This is a genomic window from Bacillus sp. Je.9.29.b (assembly GCF_051129925.1).
GTDB lineage: Bacteria > Bacillota > Bacilli > Bacillales > Bacillaceae > Bacillus > Bacillus safensis.
The window spans coordinates 400,440-425,923 of sequence record NZ_JBCPSO010000001.1 but is presented as its reverse complement, the minus strand read 5'-3'; the positions used below and the strand labels follow the sequence as shown (position 1 = coordinate 425,923).

Here is a 25,484-nt window from a genome sequence, read left to right as displayed (position 1 = left end):
TGTTTTAAGTAAAATATTCAATTTTTGCAGAAGGAAAGTACTGATCTATATATGACTCTAAAGTCTCTCTTAGTTCTTGTTCCTCATCTTTTTGATAGATATATTTTCCTATACCATATCTTCCCCACTTGTATCTTCTTTTTTCTTCGTCCAACTCTAATTTTGATTTTGGGTAATTTTTTTGAATCACACGCTTTGCTGGTTTTGTAAAGCGATGCTGAATCATCTCAAAGGTGATATCGTCTCTCACATCTTCAGAAAGGGCTGCATCGAGCTTTTCGAATAGAACTTTATACCCTTCCTGCCAGCCTTCATGGATGTAGATTGGGGCAATAATAAAGCCTAGAGGATAGCCTGCCTTTGCGACCTTAACAGCCGCTTCAATCCGCTTATCTAGCGGTGATGTGCCAGGCTCGAAATATTTAATGACATAATCGGCATTGATGCTAAAACGGAATCGTGTCCGGCCATTATGCTTTGCATCTAACAGATGATCGACATGATGGAATTTCGTGACAAAGCGAAGTTTTCCTAGGTCCGTCTGCCCGAAGTATTCAATCGCTCGTTTGAGTGTATGTGTCAAATGGTCAATTCCTACGATGTCTGAAGTACATGATGCTTCAAATCTCGTGATATCCGGCGCCCGCTCGTTCATGTATTGATCTGCCTGATCTAATATTTCTTCTACATTGACGTACGTTCGAATGTACGGCTTACTTCCCATTGTTGTTTGCAAATAGCAATAATGACAATGCCCCATACATCCTGTTGCAAATGGGATCGCATACTCTGCAGATGGTTTAGACGAGTCAAACTTCAATGTCTTCCTCACACCAATGACAAGCGTTGACTTCGCATTACGATACTTTTGCAAGTCATTTTTTCCCGGAATATTTCTGACCTGGTTGTGTGAAGTCGTTTCTCTTATTTCGATTCCCATACCCTCAAACTTTTCCTTCAGCTCTCGTCCTAACGGGTAATCTAACGCCCGGGGTTCAATGTAAACAAGCTGGGGAACGAAAGGTTTGATCATATTAAGCACATCCTTACCTTTAAGGTTTTCATACCGTTACTTTAACCGCACAGGATGGCTTTTATCCTTTCTAAAATCTCCCTTATTCAAACAAGTCTTGATAAAGAGCTTCTGCTTCTTCATATGTTGGAAACACAGCATCATCAGGTGCTAGTGGATGATACGTTTCAAGTAAAAAGAGGGCAAGCTCTTCTTCGTTGTATGGATGTGAAACAATTTCTGCTTCTTTAATTTGTGCTACGTTTGCAGCATGTGGGTTTCGATAAATCACATATACTTGATCACCTGGTTTGTAGTCTGAGAAAGGCAATCTGGTCACCTCCATTTTTTAATTATAGGGTGCCCTTCTCACTGCCCAATATGACTCAATATGATAAAATTCGACAAAAAAACCAGACAGTTTCACCTGTCTGGTTTTCATTCACTTAGTTCTGTTGAAACGTCTTCTTGACGAAATCAACCACTTCTTCTGTTGTGCTAAGTGATAAAATATGCTCTTTAAATGATGCAGCTTCTTCTTTAGAAAGCTTGCTTAGCTGCGTTCTAGCTGGAAGAATGGATGTTGCACTCATTGAGAATTCATCTAATCCTAATCCAAGTAGAAGCGGGATTGCGATTTCATCTCCTGCCATCTCACCGCACATGCCAACCCATTTACCCTCTTTATGCGCTGCTTCGATTACAAGCGTAATAAGACGTAAAATCGCTGGGTTGTAAGGCTGGTAAAGATAAGACACTCGTTCGTTCATTCGATCAGCAGCCATTGTGTATTGAATCAAATCATTCGTTCCAATACTGAAGAAATCTACTTCTTTTGCAAATTGGTCTGCGATGACAGCCGTTGATGGAATTTCTACCATCATTCCGATTTCAATCGAATCAGAAACGTCTGTACCAGCGGCAACCAATGCTTCTTTTTCTTCAAGTAAAATGGCTTTTGCTTCTCTAAATTCTGATAACGTCGCGATCATAGGGAACATGATTTTCAAGTTTCCATATGTACTTGCACGAAGTAAGGCGCGTAGTTGTGTTCTGAAAATCTCCTGCTCTTCCAGGCAAAGGCGAATGGCTCTATAGCCAAGGAACGGGTTCATTTCTTTTGGAAGCTGCAAGTAAGGAAGTTCTTTATCGCCACCAATATCTAGTGTGCGGACAACCACTGCTTTCCCTTCCATCTTCTCTAAAACTGTTTTATACGCATCGAACTGCTCTTCTTCTGTAGGAAGCTGGTCTCTGCCCATGTATAAAAATTCAGTACGGTACAATCCAACTGCTTCGCCGCCATTTTCAAGTACACCTTTTACATCTTCAGGTGTTCCGATATTTGCAGCTAGCTCTACGTGAACGCCGTCTTTTGTAACCGTTGGCTGGTCAACAAGTTTCGCCCATTCCGCTTTTTGAGCTAAGTAGTCTTCATGCTTTTTTTGATACGCTTTCACTTCATCTTCAGAAGGCTGAATGATGACGTCTCCAGTAATACCATCCACAATGATCAGATCATCGTTTTTCACCGTTTTTGTTGCTTCTTTTGTCCCAACAACTGCTGGAATCTCCATAGATCTTGCCATGATCGCGGAGTGAGAAGTACGACCGCCGATATCTGTTGCAAAGCCTTTGACAAATTGTCTGTTCAGCTGAGCAGTATCAGAAGGTGTTAAATCTTCAGCAATGATGATGACTTCTTCAGAAATCATGCTTGGGTTTGGAATGTCAACGCCTAGCAAATGTCCAGTCACACGTTTCGTTACGTCGCGAATATCCGCTGCACGTTCCTTCATGTATTCATTGTCCATTGCTTCGAACATTGTGACAAACATCGTCGCTGTTTCTTTTAAAGCAAATTCAGCATTTACTTTATCAGATTTGATTTTATCCTTTACTGGGCTTAGCAGTTCAGGATCACTTAACACAAGAAGGTGGGCAGAAAAGATATCTGCTTTGTCTTGGCCAAGCTCTTTTAGCGCATGTTCTTTAATTGCTTCAAGTTCTTGTTTAGAAACATGAATTGCTTCTTCAAAACGCTTCACTTCTGTCTCTGGATCATTGATGTCTTTTTGGTGAACTGTTAAATCTGGTTCTTCCAGACGATACGCTTTTGCAATCGCAACGCCTGCTGAAGCACCGATTCCTTTCAGTTGTTGCATTACTCGCCTAGGCCTTCACTTTTCATTGTGTCTTTAAGCGCAGCAAGTGCATCATTTTCATCAGAACCAGAAGCAGAGATTGTGATTGTAGCACCTTTCGCAATTCCTAGAGACATTACACCCATAATAGATTTCAGGTTCACTGTTTTACCATTATATTCTAAGTTGATATCAGCATCATATTTACTAGCAGTTTGTACAAGAACTGTTGCAGGACGTGCGTGAATTCCAGAATCTGCAGTTACTTTGAATGTTTGTTGAGCCATTTTTATCAATCTCCTTTTTATACAATTAATACATCCACAATATTATATCATACTGCCGAGCTTGTCATCTAACAAGAACGGCAGTTATGAAAATTATTTTGAAATTTTCATGATGTTTTCTTGTCCAGCTTTGATTTCACCGGATGCTTGAAGGTCAATAAATTGTCCTTCACTTAAGTTGGTAAATACAATTGGAGTCATCAAAGATGGTACTTCAGACTTAATTTTATCAATATCAACCTCTAAAAGTTTTTGACCGATTTCTACTTGATCTCCCTCTTGTACAAATGCTTCAAATCCTTCTCCTTTGAGGCCGACCGTATCAATTCCGAAGTGGATCAAAATTTCAAGTCCACCATCAGATTGCAGACCAATAGCGTGTTTCGTTGGGAACACATTTAAGATCTTCCCTCTTACCGGTGAAACCACCGTTCCATCTGTTGGCAAGATAGCGAAACCGTCACCCATCATTTTCCCTGAGAATACTTGATCTGGTACATCTGTAATTGGATGAAGCTCCCCTGTAATTGGTGAAGCAAAAATTTCTTCCCCTTGCTCATTTTGAAGCGGCTTTGCAATAACTTCTTCGACCTGCTGGCTGACTTCTTCTTTTGCAGAAGGGTCTTTCGCTGGGCGAGGCGTGCGGCCTGCAATGATGTCCTGCATTTGTGTTTTTAAGTTATCAGAGCGCGGGCCGAAAATGGCCTGGATGTTGTTCCCTACTTCGAGAACACCAGAAGCGCCAAGCTTTTTCAAACGGTCTTTGTCCACTTTCTTCTGATCATTCACAGTGACACGTAACCGCGTGATACAAGCATCAAGGTGCTTAATGTTTTCTTGATCACCCATTGCTTCAAGAATTTCATAAGGCAAGTCATTACCTTTTTCAGACTTCGCCTCACTTGCTCCGTCTGCTGCTTCATCCTCGCGGCCTGGCGTTTTCAGATTAAATTTGCGAATGGCGAATCTAAATCCGAAGTAGTAAATGACAGCAAGTACGAGACCTACTGGAATGACGAGCCACCAAGCAGTTCTATTTGGCAGGATACCAAATAGGAAGAAGTCGATTAACCCTCCTGAGAAGGTCATCCCGATTTTCACGTTTAGAATATCCATTATCATAAAGGATAATCCAGCAAATACACAGTGAATCGCAAATAATACTGGTGCAACAAACAAGAATGAGAATTCAAGTGGTTCAGTGATCCCTGTTAGGAAAGAAGTAAGGGCCGCTGATCCCATAATTCCTGCTACTAGCTTTTTATTCTTTGGTTTTGCTTCATGGTAAATCGCAAGTGCTGCTGCTGGAAGACCGAACATCATGAACGGATATTTCCCTGTCATGAATGTACCAGCTGTCAGCTGAACACCATCTTTGATTTGCGCCATGAAAATACGCTGGTCACCACGGACAAGCTCTCCTGATAAGCTCTTGTAGCTAAAGAACTCATACCAGAATGGTGAGTAGAAAATATGGTGCAGACCAAACGGAATTAATGATCGTTCAATGACACCGAATACAAAGGCAGCCAGCGGCTCATTCGCTGCGAGCAGTCCTGTTGAAAATGAGTTCAGTGCACCTTGGATTGGCGGCCAAATGACTAGCATCAATAGCCCTAAAATAAGTGCTGAAATAGAAGTAACGATTGGAACAAAACGCTTACCAGCAAAGAAGCCAAGATATTGCGGAAGCTCAATTTTGTAAAATTTATTATACATATAAGCTGCTAATACCCCGACGATAATCCCGCCAAAAACGCCGGTAGACAAAGTCGGTATGCCGAGCATATTAATATATGCTGGATGGCTTTCCTTGAAGAACTGGGCCAGTTTGAGTGAATCGGATGGAATGGATCCGTTGGCCATTAATACAGCACTCATCGTGACGTTCATGACAAGGTAACCGATGATAGCGGCAATCCCTGCCACTCCGTCTCCATTGGCAAGACCGATGGCAACCCCTACAGCAAATAATAGCGGAAGATTCGAGAAAACGATGTTCCCCGCATTCTCCATGACACTTGCAACAAGCTGAATTGTATCATTGCTTAAAAATTGAGCTACATCAATCAGCTGCGGATTTTGCATCGCATTCCCAAGTGCCAGTAAAATACCAGCAGCAGGAAGGATCGCAACTGGAAGCATGAGTGCTCGTCCAATTTTTTGCAACACACCAAAAAGTGATTTAAACACTGGTTGAACCTCCTTTTGTTTTCGCTTACAACATACATTTGGGATGCTCCCTGACGTACATTTCATAATTAACCGTTTACATTTCACTTTCAAACGCAAAAAAAGGCATGGTGATATAAGGTTGCGCAAATAACAGGATCTTATCCTGTATTTACCTTAAGTCACTCATGCCTGATCGAATCAGTTACACGTTTCAAGGAAACTATGAAATTTTATTTGTCAATCTGTACAGATGAAGTGTCAGGTAGACAGCCTCAGCATCCTGTACAGGCTTTTTCAATGCATGCTGCAAAATTTTGATCATTTTCCAAGCAGTATTGTAGCATAAAGGATATTCATTTTTCAATAGATGAAGCAATTTTTCTGGCTCCTCTAATGATTCTCCCCGTTTAATACGCTCAATTGAAAACGTAATATGGCGTAATAAGCGTAAATAATGAATACTTTCTCTGTCTACTTTCATATGAAATGAATCTTCGATGACTTGGACCATTTGTGTAATGAGCTGCGAATGACGGTTCACTTCAGATAAAGGCCGATTCGTCAAAGCTGAATGAATATGAAGCGCTATAAAGCCTATTTCTCCTTCTGGCAGCTTCGTTTCGACATCTGGCCGCTCGTTAATCAGTTCAACGACTTCCTTTGCAACCTCGTATTCTTTAGGGTAAAGCGATTGCGTCTCAAGCATAAAAGGGTTCGTGATATCATAGCCTTGCTGCACCCGCTTAAAACTAAACGCAATATGGTCGGTCAGTGCAACATGTATATGCTCATTCAATCGTTGTCCCATTTTTTCTCGTATATGATAAATGACGTCATTGGCAAGCTCAATCATGTTCTCATCAATATGATGAAGCAGTTGTTTATATTCTGTTTGTTCCTTCGTGTTTTTTAACACAAACATTTTTTCAAACACGTCTTGATCGAGAAGATCCCCCGATTTTTTACCGAAGCCGATCCCTTTCCCAATCAGAACCACTTCGCCCAAAGAAGGGTGTCTTGCGATGATGACATTATTATTTAACGCTTTATCAACGGTGAAGGATTCCATGAACATCCCCACCTCCTTCTTATTCAATCCCTCTTATCGTACAAAACAGATGAAACGTGCGTCAACGATTGTTTTTCAAAACGGTTGTTGTTCGCTCAATCAGGCGAAATGGCAGCATTCTTTTTTCTGATTTCTCTCCCTTTAATGCCCGATCGAACAAGTCAAACGCTTCCTGCCCCATTTGTTTGAGGGGAATATGAATGCTGGAAATCCCCAAAGCCTCACTCAATTGGTTATTTTGAAAGCTGAGTATGGCTGGTGATTCTCCTACTTTTATGTCATGACGCTGCGCCTCTAATAAAAAGCCTGCAGAGACTTCGTCATTTGTGATGAATAAAGCTGTAGGACGATTTTTCATTTCCTGCCATTCTGCAAATAATTGCTTCCCATCAAGCAGGGATAACTTCCCTTCGATGATCCATTCCTCATCAATGGTCTGCCCGAGCGATTGCATCATGTCTTGATAAGCCTGAAGGCGCGACTTGCTATTCGCTCCTTCTGTTCTGGCGAGAACGATCGCAATTCGTTGATGGCCGCATGCCGCCAAATGACGCAGGCCTTCCTTAAATGCTTGATCATGCGCAATCGACACGGTTGAGCATTGATCGTGCAGCGCAGGATGACAAAATATAATCGGTCCTGATTCCTGCCACTTTAAAATGTGCCTTTCACTTAATGCATTTGAACAAAATATTAAACCGTCCACACGGCGTTCTTTTAAACTCATTAACGCTTCTTTTTCTTTTAATGGGTCATATCCTGTTTGAAATAAAGCAAAGTGCATACCGCGCGCCTGTGCTTTTTCTGCAATACCTGTGACGAGTGTGCTGAAATAAGAGTGTTCAATGTTTGGAAGGACAATGCCAAGCATATTCGAATAGCCCTTCGCTAAATGGACCGCCTGGATGTTTCTCGTATACTTGAGATCTTCCATCGCTTGTAGAACACGTTCTCTTTTTTCTTCTTTAACATAAGGATGCTCATTCAACACACGTGATACGGTTGTCACAGATACGCCCGCTCTTTTCGCAATCTCCCTTATGTTTGCCATTTTTTCTCCTACTTTCTCTTGATATGGTAAGCGTTTCATACTTTAAGATGTATGTGAGCTGAACAAATCACTGGATGGAAAGGGGAATTCAAGATGGGTTTCATCATATGGATTATATTATGTATGACTGTTTTGTTTTCTGCTCGTTTTGCATTACATCCTTTAGGAAAAGAACATAAAATCAAACCGTTTCAATCAATTGATGATTTTTTTGTTGATAAGGATCGAGAAGAGTGATAAAAAATCACGATGACACTTCCAAGACCTGGACGTTCATCGTGATTTTTTTATTACTTGATGATCGTCAGCTCTTTCGGATAATTGGTTAAGGTGACTGGACCATCTGCCGTAATGAGAACATCATCTTCAATTCTTACGCCGCCGACTCCTGGCACATAAATTCCTGGTTCAATCGTATACACCATACCTTCTTGCAGAAGGTCATCATTTGCCTGACTCATAGAAGGAAACTCATGAACAGAAACGCCTAATCCATGGCCGAGGCGATGAGGGAAATATTCACCATATCCCGCTTCTGTTATTAGCCCGCGAGCTTTTAAGTCAAGATCACCGATCCTCACGCCGGGCTTACTCATTTCAAGTGCTGCCATTTCTGCATTTAAGACGGTTTGATAGATGTCCTTTTGTTTTTCAGAAGCTTCCTGATAGATGAATGTTCTTGTGATGTCTGAGCAATATCCATCGACAATGACGCCAAGGTCAAATAACACAAAATCGCCTTTCTTTAAGGCTGCCTGCCCCGGATTTCCATGAGGCTCGCCTGATTTTTCACCAAAGAGAACCATGGTGGAAAAGGACATACCTTGAATGCCTTTTTTCTTTAGTTCATATTCTATGACAGCGAGCACTTCTGTTTCTGTGATTCCTTCTTTTAAGGCGTTAACCCCAATTTTTACACCTTCATCTGCCAATTGAGCCGCTTTTTTCAGTGTAGCAATTTCAGATTCATCTTTAATCAGTCTGAGCTGATTGAGCGCATCTTCAGCCCGAACGAACGTTTTAGCTCCGGTAACAGCTTGGAGCTGTTCTGCTCTTTGAAGCGGAATCGATTCTTTTTCAATCGCAAGACGCGCCGTTTGAATATCTCGTTTTTCTATCGCTGATTGAATGAAATCAAATGGATTCTCATGATCTTCATATCCAATAATATCGCCGGACCATCCTGCATTTTTTGCCTGCTCGACTTCCATTTTAGGCAAAATAAAAAATGGTTCTGCCTCTTGGAACACAAACAGCCCCATCACTCTTTCATGCGGCTCTGTGAAGTATCCAGATAGATAAAACACATTTTCCTTTGTATGTATAAATGCACCTTGAATGTCTTCTTTCTTAAGCCAAGAAGACAAGCTCTTCATTCGGTTCATCATGATCCTCCTCACACGTTTTACTACTGGTCTATTGTATCAGTTTTTGCTGTATTTCGCACAAAAGCGCACTGGCATGAATCCAGTGCGCCCTGATGATTGATTTAAGATGCACGAAGCAGACGCAGACCATTTAAAATGACCAAAATCGTACTTCCTTCATGCCCGATGACACCAAAAGGCAAATCAAGCACTTGTAAGAAATTCGCACAAATCAACAGACAGATCACCGTTAATGAGAAAATAATGTTTTGCTTAATGATTCGATTCATTTTTCTTGAAAGACGGATCATCTTTGTTAGGTTATTTAAATTGTTCTTCATTAAGATGAGATCCGCTGTTTCTAAGGCAACATCTGTGCCTCCGCCCATCGCAACCCCAACATCTGCTGTGGCGAGCGCTGGTGCATCATTGATTCCGTCTCCTACCATGATGATTGAATTACCTTGTTTTTTTAATTGATTGACCTCATGTACCTTTTCATCTGGAAGACATTCAGCCACGACAGCTTGGATACCGGCTTCCTGCGCAATAGCTTCAGCCGTTTTTTGCTGATCTCCTGTCAGCATGACGGTTTGGATGCCTAAATCATTTAGTTCTTGAATCATTTTTTTGGCTTCAGGTCTGATTTGATCCTTAAGGCCAAGACAGCCAACCACTTTTTCATCCTTTTGAACGTAGACCACTGTGTATCCTTGCGCGGAAAGGTCATCACCTGTCTCTTCAATCTCGCGGTCGATTGACGCCTTACCCGCAAAGTCTTTCTTCCCAATCCGCCACGTTTCTCCATTTAATTGTGCTTTCACACCAAATCCAGAGGTTTCTTCAATGGTGACATGGACTGTTCTTTCTGTTTGGTGCTCTTTTGCCATATCAGAAATTGCTTTCGCTAATGGGTGGTTTGATTGACTCTCAATTTGATAGAGTGCCTGGTAAAAAGCAGATTCATCCTGTCCTTTAGCCATGATGACTTGTTCTACGGCTGGCTTCCCGCTTGTAATCGTCCCCGTTTTATCAAAAGCAATCATGCTGCTCGTGCCTAGTTTTTCTAAAAAGACACTTCCTTTAACAAGCATTCCATTTCTCGCGCCATTTGAGATCAATGACAATGCTGCTGGCATGATGGATGCAACTAGAGCACAAGGTGAAGCAACGACCATAAACACCATTGCCCGGTAGAAGGTTTCACTCATACTCCAGCCGAGGACAAAATGAGGCAGTACCATTAATACCGCAACGGTGATCAGCACACCTTTTACATAGGCCCCTTCAAATTTTTCGATAAATGCCTGGCTTGGCGAAACACTTTCTTGAGCGGATTCAACAAGTTTAATAATTTTATGGAATAACGTTTCTTCATTATGTTTCGTGACTTCCACTGTTAAGGAACCATTTAAATTCACTGTTCCTGCAAATACGTCTTCCCCCTGCCCTTTTTCCTGTGGAATAGATTCGCCTGTGAGGGCAGATTCATCCACACTTGTTCTCCCGCTTAAAATGACACCATCTGCTGCAATGCGTTCCCCAGCTTTGACCATAATCCGGTCACCTGGTGTTAATGATGAAGCGGCGATTTGAATGGTCGTACCGTCTTCTTCAATTAAAGTTGCTTCATCCGGTGCAATGCTCATTAATGCTGTTAAATCTTTCTTGCTTTTATTTGACGTATACGTTTCGAGCGCACCACTCAGTGAGAAAATAAAAATTAAGATAGCGCCTTCTGCCCAATAGCCGATTAGAGCTGAGCCTATTGCTGCGAAAATCATTAAAAGTTCCACATTCAAGGTCTTAGACGAAATCGTTTCTTCAATTCCTTCCTTCGCCTTTGCAAAACCTCCAATAACAAATGCTAGGATGAAAAGAGGAATGCTCCACATGCTCTCATCCTTTAGAACCCATCCAATTAAAATGAGAATCCCTGAGATACCTGCTGCAATTAATTCTCCGTGCTGTGCCCATTTATGTAAGGACCATTTCGATTCCTTTTGATTTGTCGTTTGGTAAAGTGCTGTATTCTCATTCATAATTGTTTTCTCCTCTCTAATTGATAATCGTTTTCACATTATCAATCGTTACCCGTTTCTTTTTCCATCTATATTTTCTGCTATTCCAAGCTTTTTATTGGTCTGTAACTCATTATAACAGGTTCTGATCAATTTTCAATTAATAATTATTATAATTTCTTTTTGATAATAATTATCATTATTGATATAGACCGTTCCGTCTTCTTCTGAGCACAGTGTATTCAGATGAAAAGCAAACGAACACAAAAAAGAACCAACAGAATTGGTTCTTTCACAGAAAGGATTTGTTCTACGAATTTGTCCACTCTTTGATTTGTTTTTTCGTCAGTGGACCTACATGATTTTTCACCACTTCTCCTTTTTCATTAATCAAAAAGGTCGTTGGAATGGTGATGATTTGATATTTCTTCATCATTTCTCCGTGTTCATCTAGTATGATCGGGAATGTAAACCTTCTATCTTTCACAAATTGGGCAACAGCATGTTTACTTTGTTCAGCACCTAGTAAATTCACGGTCAATATGTCAACATCACTCTGATTTTCTTTCACAATCTGTTCAAATTCAGGCAGCTCCATTTTGCAGGACGGGCACCATGTTGTCCAAAAATGCAAAATGGTCTTTTTCCCTTTTTCGGGAACCATCTGCATGTCACCATTTAATGTCGGCGCCTCTATCCTTGGTGCCATCACGGGCTCTTTTGCTTCTGTTGCTGTGCTCATTAGAAATAGTAGCAGGGTCATCATCAGAAGACTGGCGGGTAGATGTTTACGATTCATCATGATCTTCCTTCCCAGTTTTCTTCTAGCTTGCCCTCTCGATGGCGATGACATTCAAGCTCTTTTCAATGTAAGAAACATTGAAACGCCGAGCTCCTTACAAATCGTCGCATAATGCAGGGCAGTCAAAAGCAGCATGCCTGTGTTCATCCCTAAAATGACCCCCATCATATTCAAGCTTTCAATTGAACCGAGGAAATACACCATAGAAAAAGAGACGACATGCACCCATATATTATGTAGGAACACATCTTTGATGAGCCCCATACCGATTAAACACGCTTGAAACGGCATCACAAACAGATGGCATAAAAAGTATGGCCAAAGCAGCTGTAAATAGACAGCAGCCTGCGGTGAATCAAAAAAGAGCTGTGTGAGCGGGTAAGCAAAATAATACATCACCATCACTGCCGGCACCCCGTATCCAAACGTTATGAGAATCGCCTGTCTGACACGTTTTTTCACAAGATCATACTGACCTAAAGCATAGGCTTCAGAGACACTTGGAATCATCACAATCATGATGGAATGAGCGATAAACGCTGGGAAAAAACCGATCGACATTGCGACACCAGCCAGCATGCCGTAATGATCAACAGCAAGTGTTCCAGAAATGCCTGCTGCAACGAGCGCTCCTTTGATTAAAAATGGTTCAACCGCATTGGCAATCGCATGAAAGATGCGCATGCCCGTTGTCGGAATGGAAACGGCTAATAGGCGCTTTCGCACATCACTTCCTCTTAATTCAACAGACCTGACTTTCACAGCATTTTTTGCCATGACGTATTGGGAGTATAAATAAATAAAGACAACAAGATCACTCGCAACAATGACACCAATGGCGATGAGTACTGCTGTTTCAATATCAAACGAATACCAATGAAAAAACAAAAACAAGCAAATAAGCTGGATCGTTTTCTTCAGCATATTGGCTAAAGCGATTCTGCCCATTTGCTGTTTTCCCATAAAATAGCCGCGGGCAATGGAGGTAAACGCAATAATCGGGATAAGTGACAGCACTAGACCCTTCATTAATGGATGATACGACTGAAACACTGGAATGAAAGGCAGTACAATGGCTGCTATAGCTGTAGTTGTACTTGTCACCACAAGCGTCATTTTAAAGGCATGACGGAGCATGCTTTTGTGGAGACGCTCATGTGATTCTGCAATGAATTTAGAAATGGAGACTGGCAGCTCTAAACTGGCGATTACAAGGACAAGCATGATGATTGGAAGGATACTCATATATAAGCCCATTCCATGTTCTCCAAGCTCTCTCGCTAAAATCATATTGACTAAAAACTCTATACACTCTGCAATAAAAGCTGCGACAGATAGCAGAATGACCCCTTTTACAAATCGATTCATGTAGCCTCCCCTTGTCTAAAGCAAATTCTTTTCACATTCTATGAGACAAGTCCAAAAAATATTTTAATAATTGAAGACAAAAAAAGAGCAATCTCATTGATCGCTCTTTTTCTCTATACGGCAAACACGTGACGTCCAATACGTTCTACAATTTTGCGGGAACGAATCCAGTGATCTGTTGCCGTTTTTGGATTATAAAAATAGATAGCCTTTGTTGTTCTGTCATGCTCTTTTACTACCTGCTTTACCGCTTTAATGGAATCTTGATCTGCCTTATCATGAATACTTCCATTCGATACTGGCTGGAAAGCATTTCGCTGATAAATCACACCTTTCACGCTGTCAGGAAAAGAACGATGCTCTACCCTGTTTAAAACAACGCTTGCCACCGCTTTTTTCCCTTCGTAAGATTCACCTTTCGCTTCAGCATGTACCAATCGAGAAAGCAAATCCATTTCTTCATTAGAATACTGTTTGCCGCTTGCCTTATTCGTCGTTTCAGATTTTACTTTTTTCTTTTGCTTCGGTTTTGAAGACTTTTCTTCTGTTGACGTACTTAGCAATTTCACTTTTGGCTGACGCTTTTCTTCAGAAAATGCTGGGATGACTTGATCGTGATCTTGATCTATATATGAAAGCTGATGTTTAACAGGTGCTTGTGAAAGTTCGTGACTTAATGTGCCTTGCTGCTCTTGTATATTGTCCATCTTCATTGCTGCAACGAGCATAAGGATGACAAAAAGAGCTGTATGAATTTTAATCATTCGCCTTTTTCCTCCTTTAATCAAAGTAGGCTGTAAGATACTTGTCCACTCTAACAAGACCTCATTCTATTTTCACGCACAAAGATTTACATGCCTGTCCAAATTCCGTCATTAAATGGCATGTCCTAGTTTTGCGCACATAAAATGGAATTGTTAGCGCTTAAAAAGGTCCCTTTTTCACCTATCATCATCCTTATGCTCCTGATTATGGGTTATTACATTTTCTTTTCATATGTATCAGAGTGGTTTGAAGTGTGACAAAAGAACGAAAATAAAAAAGCTTTCTCTCATCAATGAGAAAAAGCTTTAGCTTCTTGCTTCTGTAAGATATTCAAAAATAACATCTCCACCATGTTTGGCGATCCCGCGAAAATGTTTAAAATCATCTTGATTCACCAAAACAGAACGAAACGTTAAAAAGTCATCTTTTTGGATGGTCACCTGTTTTTCCGTCCCATTCCGTAAAGATTCGAGGATGGTGAGGATTTGTTCTTCAGTCAAAAAAACCGCTCCTTTTCAGCCATGATCAATTATTAAATATACCATTCGTTAGAAGAGCATACAACGAAAACAAAACAAAAACGTCTTTATCCTTTACATTGGTATGAAAATATTGCAAAATACTTTTTAATAGGGAATGAAATCTGTTTTTAAAGGAGAGGGATCGGTTGAAGATTGCAAAAATTGGAAATGTGATCGAATTTAGAAATGGTTTAACAGGTGTAGTTGAAAAAGTGAATGAAAACTCTGTCATTGTGGATGTCACCATTATGGACAACTATAGAGATTTAGAACTGGATTCACTAACAGTCGTTAATCATAAAAACTATAAAATCATCAAAGACTCCGTACATTAATTTGCAATCCTCAATTCAGACGATCGGTACATACGTATATATAAAGCAAATTTGGCTCGTTTGACAACTTTGCTCTATTTGAACAATCACATATGAAAAAGACTGATACCACTTAAAGAGGGGTCAGTCTTTTTGCGTATGAAAGGTTTGCATTTCCGCCTTCGTCTTGTACATCTCGACTTCCTCGGGTGTGATTACTCCTTTATCAATCAAGAGGGCAATCACTCCAAGCAATGTGGAGGCACTCCATTTATACCGTTCTTTGTTTTGATGTTCAAGCATTTGAAGCTCTTCCTTTAGCTCCATTAGCAGCTGCTCTGCCCGCTCTTCTTTGTTTGCCAACTCAAACGCCTCCGTTTATCATTCATTGCCTCTATTTTATCTTACATCAAATGAAATAAGCAAAAAAGCATGATCCCTCTTTACAAACATACGTTCTGTCATGTATAATAAATTTACGAGCTGGTAGCCCCCAGCCGTCCTAGCAAGTTCTATTCCCATTCGTATGAGAAGAGTGACATGACTCTTCTCTTTTTTTATGGCTGATTCGCAAAAAAAGACATGCACCCGGCATGTCTTTTCCTTTTTTCTCATTTTACATATCCATCACCAAACTTAGTTTGCAGCATTTGTGGTTACTCAAGGACATAAGGAAAACGACTTTTTTATGCGACTCAAGTAAATCCCCATTAACTTTTTTTGGGGACGATTTGTAATCCCTTCGCAGTGACATTATACCTGTGCTAGCCCGCCATCTACGAACAATTCAACACCCGTCAAGTAACTGCTTTCGTCTGAAGCAAGGAAAGATACAGCGTTTGCTACTTCTTCAGGTGTCCCAACTTTTCCAGCTGGAACAGTTTTTCTGGCATTTTCCATCGCTCCTTCAAGTGCATCACCAAAAAGCTCATCGTATGCAGGTGTAAGAATAACTCCTGGACTTACCACATTTACACGAATTTCAGTACCTTTTAGGTCAAGAATCCAGTTGCGAACTAGTGCTCTTAATGCTGCTTTAGATGCTCCATATACACTAAATGCTGGGTTACCAATTGATCCAGCAGTAGAGCCCGTTACAATAATAGAACCTACTTTGTCCGGGAATAGTGATAGCGCTTTTTGAACAGTAAAAATGGTTCCTTTCACGTTAATGTCGAACGTTCTATCAACCTGCTCTTCAGTAATTTCACCTAATGGAAGGAAGTTGCCGATGCCTGCATTAGCAAAAAGGATGTCCAACTTACCTTTTTCCTGCTTTATCATTTCATATAGTTTGTCTAAGTCTTCAAGCTTAGAAATATCACCTTGAACACCGGTTACGTTCTTGCCAATTTGGTTAACAGCTTTATCAAGTTCGTTTTGTCTACGTCCCGTGATATAAACATATGCACCTTCGTTTACAAATTTTTGTGCTGTAGCAAGACCAATCCCACTTGTTCCACCCGTTACAAGCGCTACTTTACCTTCAAATTTCCCCATACTTAACACTCCTTTAGAATTCATATTATTTTATGTCTAGTACCTTTAAGTACTTGAAGAACAACTTACAAGATATAGTATCCTTCAGTAAGCACATTATCGGAAGTACCCACTTTTTTGTGATATAGTAACTAAAAAGTAATAAATGTGGAATGGAGAGCTTTAGACATGAAAAAATTTAGCTGTGGGTTTGAAGTGACAAAGGAAGTGATTGGCGGAAAATGGAAAGGCCTTGTATTATACTTTTTAATGAATGGACCAAAGAGAACGAGTGAATTAAAGCGCATTATCCCAAATATCACTCAGAAAATGCTGATTCAAACACTTAGAGAGCTTGAGGCCAGTGGACTTGTGACAAGAAAAATGTATAATCAAGTACCGCCGAAGGTTGAATATTCATCCACTGAACTTGGAGAATCTCTTAAACCTATCTTGCAGGAGCTCTGTCAATGGGGGAGCCATTATGCGGAGCAAGAGTATGCAGAAGGTGAATATGAAATTGTACAATCAGAGCTGCAGCAGCTGAAGTAAATGCTAAACAACATCAATACCATCACCTAACAGATGAAGAGCAGTCAGAAATAAATGAGATAGTCAATTTTGAAAGTGAAGTTCTATTCAGAAGTGTCATGGACTATATTCAGGAGAACTTTGATGAAATTCAAAAAAGAGCTTTTTCAAATGTTAGAGAAGGTTTAGAAACTTAGCCAAAAAATGAATGAAGATATGATCATAATATTTAATGCCTCTGATGTCTAGATAGGCATTTTTTCTTTCGGATAAAAAAAGACGTACAAATTGTACGCCTTCATCTGCTTCTGAACTATCAATTTTTCACTGCATAAAAGTCACAGTTCAGGTTGCACCTCAGGTCACACTTTATCATACAATTCCCATGAGTATTTTCAGGTGTGACTTTTTCCACTTTTACTGTGACACCAATTCGTTTCACACTCCGTCTCACACAGCGGAATAATTACCGATTATCAATCGTCTCCGGATACATATCATGGTTCATCATACGGTATTCTGCCATTTCCTCATATTTCGTGCCGGGTTTTCCGTAATTTGTATACGGGTCAATGGAAATACCGCCTCTTGGCGTGAATTTGCCCCATACTTCGATGTAGCGCGGGTCCATCAATTCAATCAGGTCGTTCATAATAATGTTCATACAGTCCTCATGGAAGTCACCATGGTTACGGAAGCTAAACAAATATAATTTTAGCGATTTACTTTCGACCATGATTTCATTTGGGATATAGCTGATATAAACTGTCGCAAAATCCGGCTGACCTGTTTGCGGACATAGTGATGTAAATTCTGGGCAGTTGAATTTCACAAAGTAATCTCTATTTGTATGTTTATTTGGAAACGTTTCAAGCACTTGTGGTGCATAATCAAACAAATAATTGGTTCCTTGGTTTCCTAGTAACGTGACACCTTCTAATTCTTCTGGTTTTCTTGTCGTCATGTCATCTCTTCCTTTCTATACGCCTCGTTTATTTCCCCACAATAACGTGTGCAGCTGCGGCAGCACTCTTACGCGGTTTAAGTCTGGATCTTGCGCGACTTGATCGACAAGCGCTTCATATTTCTTTAATAAATGCGTCAATAAGTACGCATCATCACCTGTCGTCGTCTCATCATTTCCTACCTGCAAATAAAAAGGAAGCTCAGGGTATTTCGCATGAACATCCTTCGCATACGCTAGATCACGATCGTCAAAAATCACGACCTTCAGGCTAGCATGCTGCAATCTATTCCCGTTTTTCAGCTCATCTATGATACGCGTTAGTTTCGTAAAATCTGTTTTCATATTCGAGCTTGGCGGCTTAGGAGAAATGGTTAAATCATCAATTTTCAAAAACCATTCCTGATACATCGTCCCTTGTGTTTCAAGCGCTGTGTCAATTCCTTCTTCATGCAGCAAATCAATGAGGGATTCCATTTGTTTTAAAAGCGCCGGGTTTCCTCCTGAAATGGTGACATGAGAAAAAGCCTGTCCGCCTATTCTTTTTAATTCTTTGACAATGTCTTCTGCCTCAAGCCACTGAATATCATGCTTCGCTGAGCCATCCCATGTAAAGGAGGAATCACACCAGCTGCACGAGTAGTCACAGCCAGCCGTTCTGACAAACATGGTTTTTTGTCCAATGACCATTCCTTCTCCTTGAATGGTTGGTCCAAAGATTTCTAATACGGGAATCGCTTTAGCCATTGATCTCAACTCGTTTCGGACGGTAAATGCAATAGCTTGTTGGTGTCTCTCTGACAAAGACCTGAACACATGCCGGCTTGTTCGATAAAGTTGATAAATACGCTGCAACTTTGTCATGTACGGTCTTTGCCACCACCTCAGTGGTTGGCATCGCGTATCGATCGTTTGATGAGAATTCCTCATGATCATTGAGCAGCGTGTGATCGTACTGCCCATGAATGAGCTTCTTCAATGTACTGAAATTGACAAGGAAACCCGATTCATCTAGCTCGTCTCCTGCAATCGTGATATTGATGGTGTACGTATGACCATGAACACGGCTGCATGCGCCCGCATCTTCTCGAGGAATGAAATGGGCAGCAGATACATGCATGTCTTTATTTAATTCAAATGAAAATGGATGATCGGTTTGTGGATAGATTTGAGAAAGCATTTAGTTTGCCTCCTTCATTTCCATATAAGTGTCATAGCCATTTTTCCGCAGCTTACACGCAGGACATTCCCCGCAGCCATCAGAGATGATGCCGTTATAGCAAGTGAGCGTTTCATTTTTCACAAAATCCAGCGCATTAAGCTCGTCTGCCAGCTTCCATGTTTCTGCTTTATTCAGCCACATCAGTGGTGTATGAATCACAAATGGTTTTTCCATTGCTAAATTCACTGTGACGTTGCAAGATTTCACAAACTCGTCACGGCAATCTGGATAGCCGCTAAAGTCCGTCTCACAAACACCTGTGATAATATGTCTTGCTCCAATTTGATACGCCAGAATAGAAGCGAAGGATAAGAACACTAAGTTTCTTCCTGGTACAAATGTGGAAGGAAGCTCTCCTTCTTTTTCCTCAATGTCAATGTCATCTCTTGTTAAAGCATTAGGTGCCAGTTGATTTAAAAGTGACATATCTAATAGATGATTCTTCACACCTAATTTCTCAGCAATTCTTTTGGCGACATCAATTTCTTCTTGATGACGCTGATTATAATGAAAGGTCACTGTTTCTACCTCTTCAAATTGTTGAAGTGCCCATAATAAACAGGTCGTACTGTCCTGTCCCCCGCTAAAGACAACAACTGCTTTTTCATTTTTCATTTTCTGTTCTCCTCCTTTTGCAGATGGTACAACCGTACACCCCTGCATCTGAAAGGCTCCTAAAAACCCCTATTTTTCTCAAAAGAAAAGACACCTTTACATGTGTATGAGGTGTCCCAGCCATAAAAAATAAAAAATGCCACATCCAAGGATACGGCAAGTCCTTAGTTTTTTATAGAGGGTTTTGCTAGAACCTCTCCCGTCTTCACGGATTTTTGTTCAATTTTCACAGAGGATAGTGTACCACATATTTTTCATGCAGGCTATCCTTTCTTTACTTATCTAGCGGTGCAGGCACTTTTTTTAGGAAAAGAAAGAGGATAAAAAAGATGCTGACATAGCCAAAAACCGGATAAACCGTTGAAATCAGTGTACCGTAACCAATTTTACTAATCACATAGCAGCATATGAGAATAAGGGATATCGTAAAGATGCTGTTCATTCGGATATACGCCCTCACTTGTCTCTCCAGCCCGTATAAATTGCCTATGACGGATGTAAAAACTTCACCGAAGATGACAAATAGATAAATGAGATGAATGGAGTTTGCAACTTGATACACCACCTGGGCCATTGGAATATCAAACGCCTCCAGCATATCTAATGAAGAAAGAGATAAGAAACAAGCAAGCAAAACGAGTGTCAGCATGACGCCCCCAAGCACCGCTCCCTTTTTAATGACCGTCTCAGAGGTCATTTCATTTGCGACGGGTACTAACACTGCCTGTGACAGTGCTAAATTAAAGGCACCATATGACACTGCTGATAATATCCACTCGCCCTCACCCATTTGCAGCGCAAGAACATAACTTTCACTGCTGCTAAACACAAATGAATCAAGAAACACGATCATTGAAAAGAAAATCAGCATTGGAACGACAAGGACGTTGACTCCAAATAGCCCTTTTGAACCTTTAAAAAGTACAATGACGCTCAGAATGATCGTCAAAAAGATCCCATACTCCTTCGATATACCAAGCTGTTCTTCAAAAATAGCCCCTGCGCCTGAAATCATGACTGAGGTGACACCAAGTAAAATAAAAAACATGACAATATTAATATATCGACTCGCAGCTGCGCCAAATAAAAAACGGTTCATATCTTGATAAGATTCTGCTTCGATTCGTTTCGAAATCAGCATCATTTTTGCCCCAAGGCCAGTAAAAATAACACCGCTAATCAGGATTCCGAATAGTCCAATCCAGCCAAAACGAACAAAAAATTCTACGATTTCTTTCCCTGTCGCAAACCCAGCTCCAACCACTGTTCCTACATAAACAAAGGCAAGCTGAAAAGCGGATTCATTTGAACGTTTCATGTGACCCCTCCGCACCCATCACTTTCGATTGTTCCTTTTTTATCCTATGAGACAAGTTCCTTGAAAAGAAGGACAAACCATGATTAAATGCAAAAAAGGATTTTTATTCCCTTTTGAGCAAAACAGTTGAAAGTCAAAATAGGTCAGAGTATACTATAGTCAAAGATGGTCAAACAATAGACCATTTTCTTTAACATTCATTGGTCAAATAAAGTCAAACTTTATTTTAAGGAGGTCATGGCAAATGCGTTGTCAACATTGTCAAGTAAATGAAGCAACTATTCGCCTGAATATGCAAGTAAATTCGTCCCGGAGCCAAATGGTTTTATGTGAAGACTGCTATACCTCTTTGATGGAGCAGTCAAAAATGAAAATGGGACCTCAGCTTTTTGGAGGAAGTTCATTCTTCTCTCAGGCAGCAGGTCATGCCCCAAACATGGAGCAGCCAAAGCAAAAAGGCTTACTCGATGAGCTTGGCCGTAACTTAACAGATGGAGCAAATGCTGGTTTAATTGATCCAGTCATTGGCCGTGATGAAGAAGTCGCAAGAGTCATTGAGATTTTAAATAGAAGAAATAAAAATAACCCTGTTCTTATTGGTGAACCAGGTGTTGGGAAAACAGCGATCGCAGAAGGACTCGCGCTCAAAATTGCGAGCGGCGATGTGCCAAATAAATTAAAGAACAAACAAATCTATTTATTAGATGTTTCTTCACTTGTCGCAAACACAGGTGTACGCGGTCAATTTGAGGAAAGAATGAAGCAGTTAATCAAGGAACTGCAAAGCCGTAAAAATATCATCTTATTTGTAGATGAAATCCACCTTCTTGTGGGTGCAGGATCTGCAGAAGGATCAATGGATGCTGGAAACATTTTAAAACCAGCCCTTGCAAGAGGCGAACTGCAGCTAGTAGGTGCGACGACATTAAAAGAATATCGCCAAATTGAAAAAGATGCTGCACTCGAACGGCGCTTCCAGCCCGTCATCGTAGATGAGCCAACACAAGATGAAGCGATCGACATCTTAAAAGGCATCCAAGATAAGTACGAGGCCTATCATGGTGTCACCTATTCAGATGAAGCAATCAAAGCGTGCGTTCAACTATCTTCGCGGTATATTCAAGACCGTCATTTGCCGGATAAAGCCATTGATTTAATGGATGAAGCTGGTTCAAAAGCGAACCTCTCCATTGATGCAGCAAGTGAAGATGAGCTGACAAACCGATTAGCGCAAATTGCCGCAGAAAAACAAGCTGCGCTAAAAGAAGAACAATATGAAAAAGCAGCGAAGCTTCGCGATGAAGAAGAAGCCATTGAAGCAAGACTTCAAAACAAAACAACTGAAAAAGAGCATATCGTTACAGCAGAGGACATTCAGGCCATTGTGGAACAAAAAACAGGCATTCCTGTCGGTAAACTGCAAGCAGACGAACAAACCAAAATGAAAGAAATTGACGTCCGTCTAAAAGCACGAGTGATTGGACAGGAGCATGCGGTTGATAAAGTGGCGAAAGCCGTGAAAAGAAGCAGAGCTGGTTTAAAATCGAAACATAGACCAACAGGCTCCTTCCTTTTCGTTGGACCAACAGGTGTCGGGAAAACCGAATTGTCTAAAACGTTAGCTGAAGAATTATTCGGTTCAAGAGATGCGATCATTCGTTTAGATATGAGTGAGTACATGGAAAAACACTCTGTGTCCAAACTCATCGGTTCTCCTCCTGGTTACGTTGGACATGATGAAGCTGGCCAACTGACTGAAAAAGTGCGCAGAAAACCATACAGCATCATTTTGCTGGATGAAATCGAAAAAGCACACCCAGATGTACAGCACATCTTCCTGCAAATCATGGAAGATGGCCGCTTAACAGACAGCCAAGGCAGAACGGTCAGCTTTAAAGATACAGTCATCATCATGACAAGTAACGCAGGCAGTGCAGAAAAAACAGTCAAAGTGGGCTTCCAATCTGATCAGGAAGAAGCGATTGAGGAACAATCACTCATTGATTCACTGAGCAGCTACTTCAAACCAGAATTTTTGAACCGTTTTGACAGCATCATTCAGTTTGAATCATTAGACAGAGATGATTTAGTGAAGATTGTTGATCTTCTGCTCAATGAACTGTCAGAGCAATTAAAAGAGCAAAATTTAACAGTCCATGTCACAAATGAAGCGAAAGAAAAAATCGCAGAGCTTGGATATCACCCTGCATTTGGTGCTCGTCCACTTCGAAGAACCATCCAAGAGCACGTTGAAGACCAAATGACGGAGATCCTGCTTGAAGAGGAGCAGCTTTCTGGATTTACTGTGGATGTTGAACATGACGAAATCGTCGTAAAAAAAGGATAACTACATCTTCAGGATGATATGCACCTCCATCATGTTGAGGCGTCTAAGTTCCATCTGAACGCCGACGCTCCCCCACCTCTTTTCCTTTACGATAAAAGAAAAAGAGGTGAATCACATGATGAATTGGAGCTACGATCTTGTCAAAATCATGTATGAAGAAAAATTAAAAGAGCTGCTTCATTTAGATGAACCAGCTCAAAATGATTAAATGGAGACTCCCTTTATATGAAAGGGAGTTTCTTCTTTTTACATATTCAGAAAGCGCTTTCGTCAAAAATTCTTCACAGAAACTGTCTTAATTTTATATTCTGACTAAAACCCTTCTAGAACACACCGATATTAACTATAGAAAAAGATAGTTAAAGGATTTGGTGAGATAATGGACAAAACATCGTTAATTGGTATTATTTTAGCATTTATTGCACTAGGTGTCGGTATGGTTTTGAAAGGTGTGAGTCTAACTGCTCTTCTCAACCCGGCGGCTATATTAATCATCATTGTTGGAACGGTTGCAGCTGTTGTCATCGCATTCCCTTCTAGTGAAATTAAGAAAACACCAAAATTGTTCGGCAAAATTTTCAAAGACAGCCAGCTTCCAACGATTCAAGAAATGATCCCTCTATTTTCAAACTGGGCACAAATTGCGCGTCGTGAAGGTCTTTTGGCATTAGAAGCAAGTCTTGAGGAAGTCGATGATGATTTTCTAAAGAACGGGTTAAGCATGGCAGTTGACGGCCAAAGTGCTGAATTTATTCGAGACGTCTTAACAGAAGAAGTTGACGCCATGTCTGAAAGACACCAGTCAGGTGCATTAATCTTTACACAAGCTGGTACATACGCTCCGACGCTAGGGGTACTTGGCGCCGTTGTCGGACTTATTGCCGCACTTGCCAACATGGGAGATATTGAGGCACTTGGACATGCCATCAGTGCTGCCTTCGTCGCCACGCTGCTTGGGATTTTTACCGGGTATGTATTATGGCATCCATTTGCCAATAAGCTGAAGCGTAAATCAAAGGAAGAAGTAAAGCTTCGTCTGATTATGATCGAAGGTATTCTGTCTGTTCTTGAAGGTCAGTCTCCAAAAGTCATTGAACAAAAACTTCTTATGTACTTACCAGCAAAAGAACGTGCAAATCTTGTCATTGAAGAAGGAGAAAATCAAAATGGCTAGGAAACGTAAAAACCATGATCATGAAGACCATGTAGATGAATCTTGGCTTATCCCTTATGCCGATCTTCTGACGCTTCTTCTCGCCCTCTTCATTGTGCTTTTTGCATCTAGTTCAATTGATGCGGCAAAATATGAACAGATGGCTAAGTCTTTTAATGTAGTTTTTACTGGCGGTACCGGTGTTATGGATCAATCCAGCATGCAAAGCACGGAAGAAACAGAAAACAGCAACCAGGTCAAGAAAGCAGCCGAGGAAGAGAAAGATGAAGAAGCCAAAGCAAAGGCTAGGGACCAAGCGGTTCTCACAAAGGTCAAAAAGCAGGTCGATTCATTCATTGCAAATAAAAAACTTGGTGCCAAGCTCGAAACAAAGCTTACGGATGAAGGACTTCTCATTACGATTGAAGACAGCATCTTTTTTGATTCTGGGCGGGCAGTTATTCGCCCTCAAGATGTCCCGTTAGCAAAAGAAATCTCAAAACTGCTCGTCATTAATCCTGCTCGTGACATTGTCATTAGCGGACATACAGATAATGTACCGATCAGAAATTCAGAATTTGAATCAAACTGGTATTTAAGTGCCATTCGCGCTGTGAATTTTTTAAATATCCTTCTTGAAAACAGCAATCTAAACCAAGAGAACTTTAGTACAAAAGGATACGGCGAATTCAAACCGATTGCCTCAAACGATACAGCAGAAGGCAGAAGTAAAAACCGGCGTGTAGAAGTACTCATTTTACCGATTGAGAAAAAAGCGAAATAAAAAAAGAAGCCAGCGGCTTCTTTACAGATTGTTGACAAAGGGCTAAAATGATCTCTATTTTAGCCCTTTGTCTTCTTTTCAGCGTGATAGAATACCTTTGCAGTCTAGGAACGAGCACCGGCACGCAGGACTAACGCCGAATGCGAGGGATTGCCTGCGCGCTGAAAAGGAAGCC

26 protein-coding genes and 1 riboswitch are annotated in these 25,484 nt (G+C 40.8%); of the genes, 6 read left to right on the top strand and 20 right to left on the bottom strand.

Annotation, left to right across the window (positions count from 1 at the left end):
* Window positions 1–4: 4 nt before the first annotated feature.
* The 7 genes from splB to AAZR19_RS02225 form a co-directional block, all read right to left on the bottom strand.
* On the bottom strand, window positions 5–1,033 hold the full coding sequence (splB, locus tag AAZR19_RS02255; RefSeq protein WP_041106060.1) for a spore photoproduct lyase: 1,029 nt from the start codon (window positions 1,031–1,033) through the stop codon (window positions 5–7).
* A gap of 82 nt (window positions 1,034–1,115) precedes the next feature.
* Window positions 1,116–1,358 carry a transcriptional regulator SplA domain-containing protein gene (locus AAZR19_RS02250; RefSeq protein WP_044331928.1) on the bottom strand — a complete coding sequence of 81 codons (243 nt, stop codon included), beginning with the start codon at window positions 1,356–1,358 and terminating at the stop codon, window positions 1,116–1,118.
* Window positions 1,359–1,458: 100 nt separating this feature from the next.
* Window positions 1,459–3,177, bottom strand: coding sequence for a phosphoenolpyruvate--protein phosphotransferase (gene ptsP / locus AAZR19_RS02245; RefSeq protein WP_041106058.1), 1,719 nt, complete (start codon window positions 3,175–3,177; stop codon window positions 1,459–1,461).
* Window positions 3,177–3,443 carry a phosphocarrier protein HPr gene (locus AAZR19_RS02240; protein WP_003211078.1) on the bottom strand — a complete coding sequence of 89 codons (267 nt, stop codon included), beginning with the start codon at window positions 3,441–3,443 and terminating at the stop codon, window positions 3,177–3,179. Before AAZR19_RS02240 ends, ptsP begins: the two co-directional genes overlap by 1 nt.
* Window positions 3,444–3,536: 93 nt before the next feature.
* Window positions 3,537–5,636: a glucose-specific PTS transporter subunit IIBC gene (ptsG, locus tag AAZR19_RS02235; protein WP_024424696.1), complete on the bottom strand. Its 2,100-nt coding sequence runs from the start codon at window positions 5,634–5,636 to the stop codon at window positions 3,537–3,539.
* Window positions 5,637–5,838: 202 nt separating this feature from the next.
* Window positions 5,839–6,693, bottom strand: coding sequence for a glucose PTS transporter transcription antiterminator GlcT (gene glcT / locus AAZR19_RS02230; RefSeq protein WP_024424695.1), 855 nt, complete (start codon window positions 6,691–6,693; stop codon window positions 5,839–5,841).
* Window positions 6,694–6,748: 55 nt separating this feature from the next.
* Window positions 6,749–7,738, bottom strand: a complete 990-nt coding sequence (locus AAZR19_RS02225) for a LacI family DNA-binding transcriptional regulator (protein WP_041106055.1) — start codon at window positions 7,736–7,738, stop codon at window positions 6,749–6,751.
* A gap of 93 nt (window positions 7,739–7,831) precedes the next feature.
* Between AAZR19_RS02225 and AAZR19_RS02220 the strand changes: the two genes are divergently transcribed.
* The gene (locus tag AAZR19_RS02220) at window positions 7,832–7,975 is read left to right on the top strand and encodes a hypothetical protein (protein ID WP_162842493.1); all 144 of its coding nucleotides are present in this window, start codon (window positions 7,832–7,834) and stop codon (window positions 7,973–7,975) included.
* A gap of 53 nt (window positions 7,976–8,028) precedes the next feature.
* Here AAZR19_RS02220 and AAZR19_RS02215 read toward each other — a convergent pair whose 3' ends face one another.
* The 6 genes from AAZR19_RS02215 to AAZR19_RS02190 form a co-directional block, all read right to left on the bottom strand.
* A complete protein-coding gene (locus tag AAZR19_RS02215; protein ID WP_218676920.1) occupies window positions 8,029–9,123 on the bottom strand; it encodes a M24 family metallopeptidase in 1,095 nt (364 codons plus the stop codon).
* A 104-nt stretch (window positions 9,124–9,227) separates the two neighbouring features.
* Entirely contained in the window at window positions 9,228–11,147 is a 1,920-nt protein-coding gene (locus AAZR19_RS02210) for a heavy metal translocating P-type ATPase (RefSeq protein WP_041106051.1), read from the bottom strand.
* Between the two features lie 289 nt (window positions 11,148–11,436).
* Window positions 11,437–11,925: an endospore biogenesis thiol-disulfide oxidoreductase StoA gene (gene stoA, locus AAZR19_RS02205; RefSeq protein ID WP_315972903.1), complete on the bottom strand. Its 489-nt coding sequence runs from the start codon at window positions 11,923–11,925 to the stop codon at window positions 11,437–11,439.
* A 54-nt stretch (window positions 11,926–11,979) separates the two neighbouring features.
* On the bottom strand, window positions 11,980–13,296 hold the full coding sequence (locus tag AAZR19_RS02200; RefSeq protein WP_434702190.1) for a polysaccharide biosynthesis protein: 1,317 nt from the start codon (window positions 13,294–13,296) through the stop codon (window positions 11,980–11,982).
* A gap of 113 nt (window positions 13,297–13,409) precedes the next feature.
* Entirely contained in the window at window positions 13,410–14,060 is a 651-nt protein-coding gene (locus tag AAZR19_RS02195) for a cell wall hydrolase (RefSeq protein WP_024424689.1), read from the bottom strand.
* 306 nt (window positions 14,061–14,366) lie between these two features.
* Window positions 14,367–14,561 (bottom strand): hypothetical protein, encoded by a 195-nt coding sequence (locus AAZR19_RS02190; RefSeq protein ID WP_024424688.1) that lies wholly within the window; start codon window positions 14,559–14,561, stop codon window positions 14,367–14,369.
* Window positions 14,562–14,728: 167 nt separating this feature from the next.
* On the opposite strand from AAZR19_RS02190, the gene AAZR19_RS02185 reads away from it, so the two are divergent.
* Window positions 14,729–14,917, top strand: coding sequence for a YkvS family protein (locus tag AAZR19_RS02185; RefSeq protein WP_003211747.1), 189 nt, complete (start codon window positions 14,729–14,731; stop codon window positions 14,915–14,917).
* A 123-nt stretch (window positions 14,918–15,040) separates the two neighbouring features.
* Here AAZR19_RS02185 and AAZR19_RS02180 read toward each other — a convergent pair whose 3' ends face one another.
* Together AAZR19_RS02180 and AAZR19_RS02175 are read right to left on the bottom strand one after the other, a co-directional pair.
* Window positions 15,041–15,259, bottom strand: a complete 219-nt coding sequence (locus AAZR19_RS02180) for a hypothetical protein (protein ID WP_024424687.1) — start codon at window positions 15,257–15,259, stop codon at window positions 15,041–15,043.
* A gap of 390 nt (window positions 15,260–15,649) precedes the next feature.
* Window positions 15,650–16,396 (bottom strand): SDR family NAD(P)-dependent oxidoreductase, encoded by a 747-nt coding sequence (locus AAZR19_RS02175; protein ID WP_434702187.1) that lies wholly within the window; start codon window positions 16,394–16,396, stop codon window positions 15,650–15,652.
* 168 nt (window positions 16,397–16,564) lie between these two features.
* On the opposite strand from AAZR19_RS02175, the gene AAZR19_RS02170 reads away from it, so the two are divergent.
* A complete protein-coding gene (locus AAZR19_RS02170; protein WP_254805823.1) occupies window positions 16,565–16,927 on the top strand; it encodes a winged helix-turn-helix transcriptional regulator in 363 nt (120 codons plus the stop codon).
* 445 nt (window positions 16,928–17,372) lie between these two features.
* Here the strand turns inward: AAZR19_RS02170 and queF are convergent, their stop codons facing one another.
* From queF to AAZR19_RS02145, 5 genes are all read right to left on the bottom strand, one after another.
* Window positions 17,373–17,870 carry a preQ(1) synthase gene (gene queF, locus AAZR19_RS02165; protein WP_024426839.1) on the bottom strand — a complete coding sequence of 166 codons (498 nt, stop codon included), beginning with the start codon at window positions 17,868–17,870 and terminating at the stop codon, window positions 17,373–17,375.
* A gap of 15 nt (window positions 17,871–17,885) precedes the next feature.
* A complete protein-coding gene (gene queE, locus AAZR19_RS02160; protein ID WP_434702184.1) occupies window positions 17,886–18,617 on the bottom strand; it encodes a 7-carboxy-7-deazaguanine synthase QueE in 732 nt (243 codons plus the stop codon).
* A complete protein-coding gene (queD, locus tag AAZR19_RS02155) occupies window positions 18,610–19,050 on the bottom strand; it encodes a 6-carboxytetrahydropterin synthase QueD (RefSeq protein ID WP_202739126.1) in 441 nt (146 codons plus the stop codon). The genes queE and queD overlap by 8 nt, the downstream gene beginning before the upstream one ends.
* Window positions 19,051–19,707, bottom strand: coding sequence for a 7-cyano-7-deazaguanine synthase QueC (gene queC, locus AAZR19_RS02150; protein WP_434702289.1), 657 nt, complete (start codon window positions 19,705–19,707; stop codon window positions 19,051–19,053).
* Window positions 19,708–19,865: 158 nt separating this feature from the next.
* Window positions 19,866–19,910, bottom strand: a riboswitch (PreQ1 riboswitch).
* A gap of 71 nt (window positions 19,911–19,981) precedes the next feature.
* A complete protein-coding gene (locus AAZR19_RS02145) occupies window positions 19,982–21,025 on the bottom strand; it encodes a YkvI family membrane protein (protein WP_434702181.1) in 1,044 nt (347 codons plus the stop codon).
* Between the two features lie 244 nt (window positions 21,026–21,269).
* Here AAZR19_RS02145 and AAZR19_RS02140 point away from each other — a divergent pair, with 244 nt between their 5' ends.
* The 3 genes from AAZR19_RS02140 to motB all read left to right on the top strand — a co-directional run bounded on the left by AAZR19_RS02140 (window position 21,270) and on the right by motB (window position 25,309).
* Window positions 21,270–23,372, top strand: coding sequence for an ATP-dependent Clp protease ATP-binding subunit (locus AAZR19_RS02140; protein WP_076840945.1), 2,103 nt, complete (start codon window positions 21,270–21,272; stop codon window positions 23,370–23,372).
* A 379-nt stretch (window positions 23,373–23,751) separates the two neighbouring features.
* Window positions 23,752–24,546 carry a flagellar motor stator protein MotA gene (gene motA / locus AAZR19_RS02135; RefSeq protein WP_024424680.1) on the top strand — a complete coding sequence of 265 codons (795 nt, stop codon included), beginning with the start codon at window positions 23,752–23,754 and terminating at the stop codon, window positions 24,544–24,546.
* Window positions 24,539–25,309 (top strand): flagellar motor protein MotB, encoded by a 771-nt coding sequence (gene motB, locus AAZR19_RS02130; RefSeq protein ID WP_024424679.1) that lies wholly within the window; start codon window positions 24,539–24,541, stop codon window positions 25,307–25,309. The genes motA and motB overlap by 8 nt, the downstream gene beginning before the upstream one ends.
* The last annotated feature ends 175 nt before the right edge of the window (window positions 25,310–25,484 follow it).